Origin of the sequence: Agromyces sp. MMS24-K17 (assembly GCF_043950245.1) — a bacterium.
In the GTDB taxonomy this organism is placed as follows: Bacteria; Actinomycetota; Actinomycetes; order Actinomycetales; family Microbacteriaceae; genus Agromyces.
Window position 1 is genome coordinate 1187060 of the sequence record NZ_CP171640.1, and the last position, 14156, is coordinate 1201215.

A 14156-nucleotide genomic window follows, 5' to 3' on the forward strand; every position below is an offset into this window, starting at 1 on the left:
ATGCCCGGACCGATTCGTTCGTACCGTCGAACCCGACACGGCGCTCCGCGCGCACCGACCATACGGAGGAACCATGCGCTACCGCACCATCGGCGACGGCCGTACCGGCTTCGACGTCTCGACGATCTGCCTCGGCACGATGTGGATGGGCACGAGGATCGACGAGGTGACCTCGTTCGCGATCCTCGACCGGTTCGTCGAGGCCGGCGGCACGTTCATCGACACCGCCAACAACTACAACGCCTGGGGCCTCGGCTACGGCCGCGACAGCGAGGACGTCATCGGGCGCTGGCTGCGGAGCCGCGGCCGCCCCGACGGGCTCCGCATCGCGACGAAGCTGGGCGCGGCGAAGGCCGACCCCGCACTGCCGCTCTCGAACACCGAGCCGACGAACTTCCAGGGCCTCGGCGCCGAGGTGGTCCACCGGGAGGCCCGCGAGAGCGCGAGGCACCTCGGCGTCGAGCAGATCGACGTGCTCTACGGCCACGTCGACGATCGCGCGACGCCGCTCGCCGAGACGGTCGGCGCCTTCGGCGACCTGCAACGCGACGGCCTCGTCGGCATCACCGGCATCTCGAACGTCGCGCTCTGGCGCCTCGTCGAGGCGCGCGAGGAGGCCGTCCGCCAGGGCGTCTCGCCCTACGGCGTGGTCCAGCAGCAGTACAGCTACATCTACCCGACGCCCCGCATCGACCGGAACAACTTCGTCACGCCCGACCTGCTCTCGTACGCGGCATCCACCGGGGTCGACGGCCGCTCCCCGCTCGCCGTGACCGCGTACTCGCCACTGCACCAGGGTGCGCTGACCCGCACCGACAAGGCGCTGACGGGCGGGGTGGACCACCCCACCACGCACGCGCGGCTCCGCCGGCTGCACGCGGTCGCCCGCGACGTCGGGGCAACGCCGAACCAGGTCGCGCTGGCGTGGATGCTCGGGCGGGAGGTGCCGGCCATCCCGGTGGCCGGTCCGTCCACCGTGGCGCAGCTCGAGGAGGTGCTCGGCGCGGCCGACCTCGACCTCGACCGCGAGCTGCGGGAGCGGCTCGACGTCGAACCGGGCGAGTTCCCGGCTGCGGCCTGACGTCGGGGGCGGCGCCTTCGGGGGCGGCGCCTTCGGGAGCGGCCGCCTCCGGGGCGGCCGCCGGTCGCGCGGACCGCGGCGGGGCGATCCGCCGCGGTCAGTGCTCCGTCTCGGCCGGGACCTCGGCGACGAGCTCGAACACGCCCTGCACGATCTCGGACGGACGGAACGGGTACTTCTCGATCTCGGCGTGGTCGCTGATGCCGGTCAGCACGAGCACCGTGTGCAGGCCCGCCTCGATGCCGGCGACGATGTCGGTGTCCATGCGGTCGCCGATCATCGCGGTGTTCTCGGAGTGGGCGCCGATCTTGTTGAGCGCCGAGCGGAACATCATCGGGTTCGGCTTGCCGACGACGTAGGGCTCCTTGCCGGTCGCCTTCGTGATGAGGGCGGCGATGGCGCCCGTCGCGGGCAGCGGGCCCTCGGCGCTCGGGCCGGTCGCGTCCGGGTTCGTGACGATGAAGCGCGCGCCGCGCCCGATGAGTCGGATCGCCTTCGTGATCGCCTCGAACGAGTAGTTGCGGGTCTCGCCGACGACGACGAAGTCGGGGTCGGTCTCGGTCATGACGAAGCCGGCGTCGTGCAGGGCGGTGAGGATGCCGGCCTCGCCGATGACGAACGCCGACCCGCCCGGGAGTTGCTGCTTGAGGAAGTCCGCGGTCGCGAGCGCCGAGGTCCAGATCCGGTCCTCGGGCACGTTGAGGCCCGAGGCGCGCAGCCGCGCCGAGAGGTCACGTGCGGTGAAGATCGAGTTGTTCGTGAGCACGAGGTAGGGCGTGCCCTGGTCCTCCCACTGCTGGAGCAGGTCGGCCGCGCCCGGCAGCGCCTCGTTCTCGTGCACGAGCACGCCGTCCATGTCGGTCAGCCAGCACTCGACCTCGTCGCGTCGTCCCATGGGGACAAGGGTACGGTGCGGCCGGGCCCGATGACGTCGCGGCCCCGTCGTCGCGCGGACGCCCGGCTCAGGCGGCGCCGGTCGCCGCGCGGGCGTCCGCCGCCGCGGTCGAGCCGCAGAGCAGCCCGTCGCGAGCCGCGAGGGCCCGGGCCACCGCGTCGGTGATCGGCACCCCCGCGCCCCGCTCGGCGAACATCCACGCGCCCTCCGGTGCCAGGTCGAGGAAGACGTGCCGGCTCTCGGGGGTCAGGCGCAGGTCGACGGTGGCGTAGCCGAGCCCGAGCCGGTGCACGAGGCCGACGAGTGCCTCGCCGAGGCTGCCGGGCAGCTCGGTGCGGCGGATCGCCGACGCACCCGCCCCGCGCCGGGCGTCCCACGGCCGGGCGTCCGCGGACGCGTCGACCTCGACGGTGAACACCTCGTCGCCGACGACGGTCACGCGCAGGTCGGTGCCCTCGATGTACTCCTGCAACAGCGTGGGCACGTCGCGCACGCGGTCGAGGGCGACGAGGTCGGATGCCTCGAGCAGGTGGGTGTCGCGCACGCCGTCGGCGCGGGTGCGCAGCGACTTCGTGATGACGCCGGCCGCGCCCGCCTCGAGCACGAACGCGCGGGCGCGCGCCGGGTCGCGGGTGACGATGGTGCGGGGGAGCACGAAGCCGAGCTCGGCGGCGATCGTCCACTGCAGCAGGGTGCGCCGGGCGGTCACCTCGGCCGACGGCGGGTTCAGCCAGTCGACCGCGAGCGACGCGACGACGCCGTCGACGACCTCGCGGGACTCGCGGGCGGCCGTCAGGTCGGCGATCCGGTCGCGGCCGGCGCGGCGCGGGGTGAGGCGACGCCACCAGCCGACCCCGGCTCGGTTGAGGTCGATGTCCTCGGCGGCGGTGCGCAGGCGCAGCTCGGGGTGGTGTCCGCCGCCGAACCCGAGCTCGAGGGAGGCGCCCTCGGCGAGCTCGCCCGGGTCGAGTCGCACGACGTGGCGGCCGAGTTCGTCGAGGCGGGCGACGACGGCCTCGGCGTGCTCGTCGTCGTGCCCGGCGACCACGAGGATCATGCGCGGGCCGCCGTCCGGGTCGGCGATGGGGTGGGCAGGGGGGTCGGGTCCGTGGTCACGGGTCCTCCGATCTTCGGGCGGGCAGGGCCGCCGTCGACGTGAGCCGGATGCGTCCGGTAGCAGCATCCTCACCCGGCCGGGGGCGCCCGGGCATCGGGGGTTCCCCTGAGCCCCGAGGCCCCCAAGGGGGGCGGGCCGGAGTGGCCGCCGGCGGCACGGCGTCGGCTACGCGGTGACCCAGATGGCCTCGGCGACCTCGCGCGCGAGCGCGCGCTCGGCGGGGTCGGCGCCGGCGGCGACGGTGATCGCGAGGGGGGAGGCATCCGTCACGCGGAGTTCGACCCCGGGGCCGATGCCCGCGTCGTCGAGGTCGCGCAGGACCGACGGGTCGCGGTCGCTGATGCGGATGACCCGCCCGAGGTGGCCGGCGGGCGCGTCCGCGAGCAGCACGAAGGGCTCGGTCGGCACCGTGCCGTCGGCGCGCGGGATCGGGTCGCCGTGGGGGTCGCGCGAGGGCCGGCCGAGCCGGTCGTCGATGGCCTCGAGGAGGCGGTCGCTGATGGCGTGCTCGAGCACTTCGGCCTCGTCGTGGACCTCGTCCCACGCGTAGCCCATCTCGTGGACGAGCCAGGTCTCGATCAGCCGGTGCCGGCGGACCACGCCGAGCGCGCGGGCGCGGCCCTCGTCGGTGAGGCGCACCGCCCGGTAGGGCGCGTGGGAGACGAGGCCGAGGGCCGCGAGCTTCTTCACCATCTCGGTGACCGACGACGGGGCGACGCCGAGGGCGGCGGCGAGGGCGGACGGCGTGATGGGGTCGGGCTGCCACTCGGTGTGGGCGTACACCGTCTTCAGGTAGTCCTCGATCGCCGGACTCTGGCCGTTGGGCATCGGCCTCAGGATACCGGGCGCGATTCGGCGACTCAGGTTAAAACGTTCAAATCCACACTTGACCCACCCCCGGGCGGGGGGTACGGTCGAACACGCACGGAAAGCGCTATCCCGACAGGCCGTCGGCCTGTCGACCCGATCAGAGAACTGCGAAGGATTCGACGATGAATCTCCGAACCCATCCCTTCCGCGCGCTCGCGACGGCCGCCGCCGTCGGGTGCCTCGTCGCCGGTGCGGTCGCCGCCCCGGCGGTCGCCGCACCGAAGGACTTCCAACCCACCGGCCTGCCGCAGCTCGAGGAGCTCGACCGCGGCCTCGTCGCGGTGAGCACGACCGAGGGCGTCTTCCTCAGCTGGCGCCTCCTCGGCTCCGAGACGACCGGCACCACCGACACCGGGGTCGACGGCCCCGACTTCGCGGTGTACCGCGACGGCGAGCGCATCGCGGTCGTCACCGACAGCACGAACTACGCGGATGCCTCGGGCAGCGCGACCTCGCAGTACGCGGTCGCCCCCGTGGTCGACGGCGTGGAGCTCGAGGCATCCGCCGCCGTGACCGCCTGGGCGCAGGGCTTCCACGACCTGCCGCTGCAGAAGCCGGCCGACGGCGTGACGCCGCCGACCGTCATCCCGAACGTGAGCCGGAACTACACGTACTCCGCCAACGACGTCTCGGTCGGCGACGTCGACGGCGACGGCGCCTACGAGTACGTCGTGAAGTGGGACCCGTCGAACTCGAAGGACGTGTCCCAGCGCGGCTGGACCGGCCCCGTCTACATCGACACCTACGAGCTCGACGGCACGCTGCTCAACCGCCTCGACCTCGGCGTGAACGTGCGCGCCGGCGCCCACTACACGCAGTTCCTCGTCTACGACTTCGACGGCGACGGCCGCTCGGAGACCATGCTGAAGACCGCGCCCGGAACGAAGTCGACCACCTACAACGCCGACGGCAGCGTCGCGAGCGAGCGGTACATCACCATGCCCGAGGCCGACCTCGCCGCCGGCTACGCGCAGACCGACGACTACCGGATGAGCGCCGCCGATTACCAGGACCACCTCGTCGACGTGTTCCAGGGCTGGACCGAGCACCCCGAGGTCGTCGCCGGGCACTGGCCCGCGACCCTCGAGCAGGCGTGGGGCATCCCGGTCACCCACGAGTACCCGCTCTCCGAGGCCGACGCCGAGGAGCTCGCCGACACCTTCATCGACGTCTACGCCCCGAGCCGTAGCGCCAACAACAAGCTCCGCGAGTTCGAGGGCTTCATCGTCGACGGCCCCGAGTACCTGACCGTCTTCGACAGCGCCACCGGCGCCGAACTGCAGACCGTGCCCTACGAGCCCGGACGCGGCGACGACGGCCTGCTCTGGGGCGACTACGCCATGGCCCGCGTCGAGCCCGGCAACCGCGTCGACCGCTTCCTCTCGGGGGTCGCGTACCTCGACGGGCAGCACCCGTCGGCCGTGTTCGCCCGCGGCTACTACACGCGCAGCACCATCGCCACCTACGACTGGGACGGCGAGCAGCTGCAGCGCCGCTGGTTCATCGACAGCGGCCACGTGCCGATGACGAACCCGTTCAACGACGCCCCGCACGGCCGCGACGGCACCGACCCGGTGTACGGCTCGATCACCACGCAGGGCTTCCACTCGCTCTCGGCGGCCGACGTCGATGGCGACGGCAAGCACGAGATCGTCTACGGCTCGGCCACGATCGACGACGACGGCGGCGTGCTCTACAGCTCGTTCGACACGCTGCCCGCGGGCAGCGCCGCGCCCGGCACCGAGGCGCGCCTCGGCCACGGCGACGCCATGCACGTCACCGACATCGACCCCTCGCGCCCCGGCCTCGAGATCTTCACGGTGCACGAGGGTGCCGCAGGCGCCCCCTACGGCACCGCGCTGCGCGACGCCGCCACCGGCGAGGTGCTGTTCGGCGCGTACTCCGGCCGCGACACCGGCCGCGGCATGATCGGCGACGTGCGGGCGGATGTCCCGGGCATCGAGGTGTGGTCGAGCATGCCCGGCGGCACCGAGGCGTCCGGCCTGCTGAGCTCGACCGGCGACATCCTGTCGGCGGCGACGCCCGGCACGAACATGTCGATCCGCTGGGCCGGCGACCTGACGACGCAGATCGTCGACGGTTCCGGCACGGCGACGCCCGTCATCCGCGACTGGACCCGCGGCGTCGTGCTCACCGCGAACGGCACGCTCACGAACAACGGCACCAAGGGCAACCCGTCGCTCGTCGCCGACGTGCTCGGCGACTGGCGCGAGGAGCTGCTCGTGCGCACCGCCGACTCGAGCGCGCTGCGCATCTACACCTCGACCGAGGTCACCACGCACAAGCTGACCACGCTCATGCACGACGTGCAGTACCGCGCCGAGGTGGCCCGCCAGCAGACGACCTACAACCAGCCGTCGTACACCTCGTACTACCTCGCGAGCGACCTCGACTGGGCGAATGTGCCCGTGCCGGCCACGCCCAAGACGCCCGTCGGCGCCAAGTTCAAGGACCGCCCCGGCACCGGCAAGGACGAGGTGCAGATCGGATTCGACCCGGCGTTCTCCTACTACCTCGACGGCGAGCCGGTCGAGAAGGGGAAGTACCTCGTCGACGCCGGTGAGCACGTCGTCGTCGCGATGCCGAACGCCTGGGTGCGCCCGGCCGACGGTGCGGAGACCCGCTGGGCGGTGACCTTCAGCCGCTGATCCGCCCGCCGGGCGGCCGGGACGGATGCGAGGCATCCGCCCCGCCGCCCGGCCCCATGACCCCGCCCCGATCGCCATCCGTGCAGGCGATCGGGGCGGTTCCACGTGCGGGGCCCGCGAGTCGCGCCCGGCCGAGGCGTGGAGCCGCCGCGGGCAGCGACGGCCGGGCCGTCGCTCAGATGCAGAGCGGCTCGCCGAGGTCGATGCTCTCGCCGTCGAGCGTGATCGCGCCGACCGCGCACAGGCGGGTCTCCGGCGTGGGCCGAACGACGAGCGTGGTGTACGCGCCCTGCACGTTCGGCTCGATCGCCTCCTGGCGGTCGGGGCCCTGCGCCGCCGTCTCGGGGTAGATGGCGACCATCACCGAGTTCCCCGAGATCTGCTCGTCGTAGCGGGTCACCCGACCCCAGCCGGCGTAGCACTTGTTCGACCAGATGATCTCGAGCTTCGTGTTGTTCGTGCGCGGTGAGCTCGTCGCCACCTCGGCGTCGTTCACGCAGGGCGACATCGCCGGGTCGACGCCGTTGTGCACGTTGATCTGCGCGCGCTCGTTGACGGGAGACTCGGTGAGCTCCTTGCGGGCCTGCTCCGCCGCCTCGGCGCGGACGTCGTCGAGCGCGGCCGTCGTGACGGCGTAACTCACGCCACCGGCCGCGACGACGCCGAGGACGAACGCGGCGGCCATCAGCAGGGCGGCGGTGCCGCGGCCCAGCGTCTTGCGCGGGGCGACGGCGGATGCGACGGGTCGCGCCGCGTCGTCGTCGCCGACGGCAGTGCCCGGCCCGTCGGCTCCGCCCGCGGCGGGTTCCGGCGTCGCCGAGGCATCCGCCGTCGCCGAACCATCCGACCCGGCCGCCGCCGAGGCGGATGCCTCGCCCGCCGCACCGAGGCCCGCGAGGGCGTCGCGGCGCTGGATCCACAGGGCGGCGTCGCCGCCGCACGCGCGCACGATGCGGTCGACCGTGCGCGCCGACGGCAGCTGACGGCCGTTGAACGCACTCGACAGGACCGTCTTCGAGATGCCCGTGTCGTGCTGCAGGCGGGCGAGGGTCGGGCTGTCGGCAGCGAGTCGCAGCGCGCGCAGGTCGGCGGCGAACCGCGTGGTCGAGTCGGGCTCGGTGGGGTCGGCGGGTGGCATGGGTCCTCGCGGCTTCACTCGTCGTCGTGGGTGTTCGCATGCACCGCCGGGCCGGAGGCCCGCGGAGGCGTACCCATTTTTTACCATCGCGAATCGATGGAAACGCATCGAATTCACGTCTCGGAGGCCCACCAATTCGGGGGACACGCGGGTTCGGCCAGCTTTTCCGGATGGGACGAACCGGCCGTTTCCGGACACCCGCGGATGCCCACGGACTGCTTGGCTGTCGCCTGTCGCGAGCGGCCGGCACGGGGGAGCGGGCCGCTCGCGAACGCCATCACCCATCGATGGCATGGGGGAAATGCCCCATCGACGCCGGGAGCGACGGGCCCCTGTACTTGGGTTCCGACGTGCCGGGACGGCGACGAACGACGAACGACGAAGGGAGCGGTGGATGGTCCTCATCAGCCTGCGCGCCAACCGTCGCGCCCTGGCCTCGGGCGCGACGCTCACCGCCGCGGTCGTCGCCGTCACCACCATGGCCGTGCTGTACGAGGGCTACCGTACCGCGGAGGTTGAGCTCAACGACGGGGGCGTCTGGGTCACCAAGTCGAGCGACCTGCTCGTCGGCCACCTCAACTTCCCCTCGCGCGTGCTCGACGCCGGCCTCCGCTCGAGCGCCCCCGATTACGACGTGCTCCAGCAGGGCGACACCGTGCTCGTGCACGACCGGTCGTCGTCGACCCTGGCCGCGGTCGACCCCGCGGCCGTCGCCCTGCTCGGCGAGACCGCGCTGCCGGCCGGCGCGGTGGTCGCGGCGGGCGGCGACGTCGTGGCCGTGCTCGACGGCGGCGACCTCTACCCCGTCACCGTGCCGTCGCTCGGCGGGTTCACGCTCGACGGCGTCGACCCGCTGGCCGAGCTCGGCAGCGGAGCGGCCGTCGCCGTCGGCGACGACGGGATCGTGCACGCCGTGTCGCGCGCCGACCACGAGATCGTGACGTTCGCCGTCGTCGACGGCGGGTTCGCCGAGACCAGCCGGTCGACCCTGCCAGAACTCCCCCGCGACGCCGACCTGCGGATCGCGGCGATCGGCGACCGCGCGGCCGTGCTCGACGCCCGCACCGGCGTGCTCTACCCGCCCTCGGGCGATCCCGTCGAGATCGACGGCGGAGCGGGCGCCGAACTGCAGCAGAGCAGCCCGTCGGGCGACGTGATCCTCGTCGCCACCGAGCACGCCCTCGTCACCGTTCCCGGGTCGGGCGGCGAGGCCGCCTACGAGCCCGCCGAAGCCCCCGGCGCCCCGGCCGCGCCGGTGCGGCTGAACGGATGCTCCTACGCCGCCTGGTCGGGCTCGGCCGCCTACCTGCGCGACTGCGCCGGCGACGCCCACGACACCTCGGGCGTCGTCGACGGCGCCCGCAGCGACGCCGAACTCCGGTACCGCGTCAACCGCGACGTCGTCGTGCTCAATGACGTGCGCAACGGCGGCGTCTGGCTCGTCACCCAGCAGATGCAGCTCGTCGAGAACTGGGACGACGTCGTGCCGCCGCCGGCACAGGACGCCGAGCAGGAGGAGACGAACGAGGAGGACCAGCAGACCCTCCCGGAGCGCAGCGACGTCAACCGCGACCCGATCGCCGTCGACGACCAGTACGGGGTGCGCCCCGGGCGCACGGCCGTCCTGCGCGTCACCGAGAACGACAGCGATCCCGACGGGGACCTGCTCGAGGCATCCGTCGCCGGCGACCTGCCGCCCGCCCTCGAGGACGCCGTGCCCGTGCTCGGCGGCGCCGCGCTGCAGGTGAAGGTGTCGCCGAACGCGACCGGGACGCTCACGTTCGGCTACGGAATCGACGACGGCCGGGGCGGCACCGACGAGGCGCGGGTGTCGCTCAGCGTGCGACCCGAGGGCACGAACGCGGCGCCCGAGCTCGTGAAGCCGCAGACCGTCGTCGTCGAGGCGGGCGCCTCGCTCGAGGTCGACGCGCTGCAGGGCTGGCGCGACCCCGACGGCGACGACCTCTTCCTCCTCGGCGCGAGCACCGAGGGCGGCGACCAGGTGACCTACCGCTCGTCGGGGATCGTCGAGTTCACGGCGTCGGCGCACACCCCCGGCATCACGGAGGTCGCGCTCGTCGTCTCCGACGGTTCCGAGGAGGCCGAGGGGGTCCTCCGCGTCGACGTTCGCCCCGCCGGCACGCTGCGGCCGATCGCGAACGCCGACCGGGCCTCGACGACGGCCGGCACGCCCGTCGTGCTCACCCCGCTCGCCAACGACACCAGCCCGTCGGGGCAGCCGCTGCGGCTCGCCAAGCACGACCAGGCGGCCGGCGCGACCGTCGTGCCCGACTTCGCCGCGGGCACCCTGACCTTCACCGCGGCGGCGCCCGGCGTCTACTACCTGCAGTACCTCGTGACGGATGGGCCGTCGCAGAGCGCGGGCCTCATCCGCATCGACGTGCTCGCGGGCGGGGCATCCGATCGGCCGCCCGTCGCGGTGCGCGACACCGCCCTGCTGCCCGCCGGGCGCTCGACCCTCGTCGACGTGCTCGCGAACGACTCCGACCCGGCCGGCGGCGTGCTCGTCGTGCAGTCGGTGCAGGTCGCACCCGGCTCCGGGATCTCGGTCGAGGTGCTCGAGCACCGCATCGTGCGGGTGACGGATGCCTCGGGCCTGTCCTCGCCCGTGGCGTTCGCCTACACCGTCTCGAACGGCACCCAGTCGGCGACGGGCGAGGTGCTCGTGCTGCCGGTCCCGCTGCCGCCGACCCTGCGGCCGCCCGTCACCGTCGACGACCGCGCGACCGTGCGCGCCGGCGACGTGGTGACCGTCGACGTGCTCGCGAACGACTCGCACCCCGACGGCGACACGATCACGCTGCGGCCCGACCTCGTCGCGCCCGTGCCCGACGCGTCGCAGGGCGACGTGTTCATCGCCGAGGGCAAGCTGCGGTTCCGCGCCTCGGAGTCGCCCGGCACGGTCTACGCCACCTACGAGGTGGAGGACACGCAGGGCAACCGCACGGCGGGCTACGTGACGATCCAGGTGCTCGCCCGCGACGACGCGAACAACCAGGCGCCGCGGCCGCTGCCGCTCACCGCGCGCGTCATCGCCGGCTCGAGCGTGCGCATCCCCGTGCCCCTCGACGGCATCGACCCCGACGGCGACTCCGTCGAACTGCTCGGCACGGCGGATGCCCCGGCCAAGGGCCGTGCGACCGTCGGCGACGGCTGGCTGACGTACGAGGCGTACCCCGGCTCGCGCGGCACCGACACGTTCGGGTACGTCGTGCGCGACCGGCTCGGCGCCGTCGCCGAGGGCGCCGTCGTCGTCGGCATCGCCGGGCCGAACTACGCGAACCAGGCGCCGTACGCCGTGAAGGACGCCGTCAGCGTCCGCCCCGGCCGCGCGGTGGCCGTCGCCGTCCTCGCCAACGACAGCGACCCCGACGGCGATCGCATCGGCCTCGTCGCGGACGCCCTCGAGGTCGCGGACGGCCTGGAGGCCGAGACCGTCCGCGACCGGGTCGTCGTGACCGCGCCCGCGACGCCCGGCGACTACACCGTGCAGTACCGCATCGCCGACGCCCTCGGTGCCGAGGCGGTGGGCTCCCTGCTCGTCACGGTCGACCCGGAGGCCCCGCTGCGAGCACCCATCGCCCGCGACGACCGCGCCTCCGCGCTCGATGCGGCCGGGGAGCGGACCGTGCGCATCGACCTGCTCGCCAACGACGAGGACCCCGACGGCGTCGCCTCCGACCTCGACGTCGACCTCGTCGCCGACACCGTCCGCCTGCTCGCCGGCGGCATCGCCGAGGTGCAGCTGCTCCCGGAGGCGCAGGTGCTCACCTACACGGTCACCGACCGCGACGGGCTCCGGGCGAGCGCCTTCGTGCGCGTGCCGGGCAGCGACGAGGTCGTGCCGACGCTGGCGATCGACGAACCGCTCGAGGTCGCCAGCGGCGAGTCGCTCCGCATCGCGCTCGCCGACGTGGTGCGCGTCCGCGCCGAACGCACCCCGCGGGTCGCGACCGCCGACAGTGCCACGGCCGCACACGCCGACGGCACGCCGCTCGTCGTCGACGAGCGCACGCTCGCCTACACGTCCGCGCCCGGGTACTACGGCCCCGACGCCGTCGGCGTGCTCGTCACCGACGGCAGCGGGCCGGACGACCCCACGGCGCGCCAGGCGTACGTGTCGGTGCCGATCGTCGTCGTGCCGACGTCGAACGTGTCGCCGACGCTCCAGAACGCGACCGTGCCCGTCGCACCCGGTGAGGACGCGGTCGTGCTCGACCTCGCGAAGCTCTCGATCGACCCCGACCGCGGCGACCTCGACCGGCTCGCCTACCGGGTCGTCGGCGACGTGCCGAGCGGGTTCGGGGCCGAGGTCGACGGCTCCCGGCTGCGCGTGCGTGCCGAGGCCGAGGCCGCGCGCGGCGCGACCGCCGCGATCACCGTCGAGGTGACCGACGGCACGTCGACTCCCACGACCGGCACGGTCTCGCTGGTCGTCGTGGCCTCGCAGCGCCCGCTCGCCGTCGTCAACGACGACGCCGTGCCCGATGCCCGCCAGGGCGCCGAGGTCGCGGTCGACGTCCTCGCCAACGACGTCAGCCCGTTCCCCGGCGAACCGCTCGACCTGCGGGCGGCGCGGGTCGACAGCGGGACGGGGACGGTCCGGATCGACGGCCGGAAGGTCGTCGTCACGCCCGACCGCGCGTTCGTCGGCACGATGATCGCGTCGTACCGCGTGGCCGACGCCACCGGGGCGCCGGAACGCGAGGTCGAGGGGCGGATCGTGCTCACGGTCCAGGGCGTGCCCGCCGCACCCGGCACGCCGACCGTGACCTCGGTGCAGGACCGTACCGTCGTGCTCTCGTGGACGCCGCCGGCGAACAACGGGGCGCCGATCACCGGGTACACGGTGTCGGTGTCGAGCGGGGGCGAGCGGAGCTGCGCCTCGACGACCTGCACGATCGACGGGCTGGCCAACGACGTCGAGGTGACCTTCACCGTCACCGCGACGAACCGGGTCGGCGAGTCGGCGCCGTCGCCGACGTCGGCCCCCGCACGCCCCGACGCGCGCCCCGACACCCCGGCGCCGCCCACGCTCGCCTTCGGCGACGGGCGCCTCGACGTGGCGTGGGCGCCGCCCGCGAGCCGCGGCTCGGCGGTCGCGTCGTACACGCTCGAGATCTCGCCGGCGCCCGCCGCGGGCCCGATCCAGAAGGCCGGGGTCACCGGCACCTCCCTGACCTGGGAGGGCCTCGAGAACGGCGTCGCGTACCAGGTGCGCGTGCGCGCCCACAACCGCGCGCCTGAGCCGTCGGAGTGGAGCACGTACTCGGCGTCGATGATCCCCGCCGGGGTGCCCGACGCCCCCGGGCAGCCGACGTCGACGCCGTCGACGCCGGTCGGCGCCCAGGCGCAGATCGCCGTCGCCTGGGCCCCGCCGGCGAGCACCCACGGCGACGCCGTCGCCGACTACACGCTGACCGTCAAGCGCGGCGGATCGGTCGTCACGACCCTCGTCGTCACCGGCACGAGCCAGAACGTCACCGTCGACACGAGCGAGACCGACTACGCGTTCTCGGTGACCGCCCGCAACAAGGCCGGCAGCTCGTCGCCGAGCTCCGACTCGGCCCCGCGGCGCGCCGCGAACGCCCCGGCGGCACCCGCCACGGTCACGGCGACGCCTGGCGACGGCTCGCTCGCGGTCGCGTTCACGCCCGGCGCGCTGAACGGCAACCGGGCGGGTGAGCTGACGTGGAACTACCGGCTCAGCACCGGCGCGCAGGGCACGCTGCCCGCCGGAGGCGGGAGCATCGGCGGGCTCGCCAACGGCACGAGCTACGCGGTGAGCGTGTGGGCGACCTCGACCGTCGCGGGCGTCGCGCCCGGCCCGGAGACGACCTCGAACGCGGTCGTGCCGTTCGGGAAGCCGATCATCACGCTGCAGGCGATCAACCGCCTCGACGGCGGCGTCGAGTTCCGCTGGAACGTGAACGCGAACGGCAGCGGGCTGACGTCGCAGAGCCACGGGGTGGACGGCGGCGGGAACGGGGCGTACACGCAGGGCGGCATGGGCCCGGACCAGACCGCCACGCTGACCGTCACGTACGCCAACGCAGCGGGGAGCAGCAGTTCGACCTGGTCGGGCCAATCGAAGCCGCAGGCCGCCTGGAACGTGCAGGTCGACAACGCGAGCTCGTGCCTCGAGGATTCCGACTCCACCGCGGTGCACTACGCCCCGCCCAACTGCACGTCCAGGTGGGTGGCCGCAGGCTCGGTGCAGAGCGCGACCTGCTGGGTGACGTGGAGCAAGAAGAACGTGAACGGCGACCGGCGCTGGTTCCGGCTGACCGACGGCTGGTACCTGTCCGTCTACACCACCGTCGGCGAGGCGATCCCCGCCGGCATGCCCACCTGCTGAGACCTCG

At 73.7% G+C, this 14156-nt stretch carries 7 protein-coding genes; 3 read left to right on the forward strand and 4 right to left on the reverse strand.

Annotation, left to right across the window (positions count from 1 at the left end; all coding sequences use genetic code 11):
- Window positions 1-73 precede the first annotated feature (73 nt).
- A complete protein-coding gene (locus ACGGZK_RS05335; protein WP_395245227.1) occupies window positions 74-1081 on the forward strand; it encodes an aldo/keto reductase in 1008 nt (335 codons plus the stop codon).
- Window positions 1082-1178: 97 nt separating this feature from the next.
- On the opposite strand, the gene ACGGZK_RS05340 is transcribed toward ACGGZK_RS05335, so the two are convergent.
- The 3 genes from ACGGZK_RS05340 to ACGGZK_RS05350 form a co-directional block, all read right to left on the reverse strand.
- Window positions 1179-1976 (reverse strand): HAD-IIA family hydrolase, encoded by a 798-nt coding sequence (locus tag ACGGZK_RS05340; RefSeq protein WP_395245228.1) that lies wholly within the window; start codon window positions 1974-1976, stop codon window positions 1179-1181.
- Between the two features lie 67 nt (window positions 1977-2043).
- Complete coding sequence (locus tag ACGGZK_RS05345; RefSeq protein WP_395245229.1) at window positions 2044-3033, reverse strand: MvdC/MvdD family ATP grasp protein; 990 nt, start codon at window positions 3031-3033, stop codon at window positions 2044-2046.
- A gap of 225 nt (window positions 3034-3258) precedes the next feature.
- Window positions 3259-3921 carry a metal-dependent transcriptional regulator gene (locus tag ACGGZK_RS05350; RefSeq protein ID WP_395245230.1) on the reverse strand — a complete coding sequence of 221 codons (663 nt, stop codon included), beginning with the start codon at window positions 3919-3921 and terminating at the stop codon, window positions 3259-3261.
- Window positions 3922-4085: 164 nt separating this feature from the next.
- On the opposite strand from ACGGZK_RS05350, the gene ACGGZK_RS05355 reads away from it, so the two are divergent.
- Window positions 4086-6632, forward strand: coding sequence for a rhamnogalacturonan lyase (locus ACGGZK_RS05355; protein ID WP_395245231.1), 2547 nt, complete (start codon window positions 4086-4088; stop codon window positions 6630-6632).
- Window positions 6633-6807: 175 nt separating this feature from the next.
- Here ACGGZK_RS05355 and ACGGZK_RS05360 read toward each other — a convergent pair whose 3' ends face one another.
- The gene (locus ACGGZK_RS05360) at window positions 6808-7770 is read right to left on the reverse strand and encodes a helix-turn-helix domain-containing protein (RefSeq protein WP_395245232.1); all 963 of its coding nucleotides are present in this window, start codon (window positions 7768-7770) and stop codon (window positions 6808-6810) included.
- A gap of 394 nt (window positions 7771-8164) precedes the next feature.
- On the opposite strand from ACGGZK_RS05360, the gene ACGGZK_RS05365 reads away from it, so the two are divergent.
- Complete coding sequence (locus ACGGZK_RS05365; protein ID WP_395245233.1) at window positions 8165-14149, forward strand: Ig-like domain-containing protein; 5985 nt, start codon at window positions 8165-8167, stop codon at window positions 14147-14149.
- The last annotated feature ends 7 nt before the right edge of the window (window positions 14150-14156 follow it).

Excerpts from the sequence above, each read along its gene's own strand:
- ACGGZK_RS05335 (WP_395245227.1), top strand. The coding sequence starts at position 74 with ATGCGCTACCGCACCATCGGCGACGGCCGTACCGGCTTCGACGTCTCG.
- ACGGZK_RS05345 (WP_395245229.1), bottom strand. The coding sequence starts at position 3,033 with ATGATCCTCGTGGTCGCCGGGCACGACGACGAGCACGCCGAGGCCGTC.
- ACGGZK_RS05360 (WP_395245232.1), bottom strand. The coding sequence starts at position 7,770 with ATGCCACCCGCCGACCCCACCGAGCCCGACTCGACCACGCGGTTCGCC.
- ACGGZK_RS05350 (WP_395245230.1), bottom strand. The coding sequence starts at position 3,921 with ATGCCCAACGGCCAGAGTCCGGCGATCGAGGACTACCTGAAGACGGTG.
- ACGGZK_RS05340 (WP_395245228.1), bottom strand. The coding sequence starts at position 1,976 with ATGGGACGACGCGACGAGGTCGAGTGCTGGCTGACCGACATGGACGGC.
- ACGGZK_RS05355 (WP_395245231.1), top strand. The coding sequence starts at position 4,086 with ATGAATCTCCGAACCCATCCCTTCCGCGCGCTCGCGACGGCCGCCGCC.
- ACGGZK_RS05365 (WP_395245233.1), top strand. The coding sequence starts at position 8,165 with ATGGTCCTCATCAGCCTGCGCGCCAACCGTCGCGCCCTGGCCTCGGGC.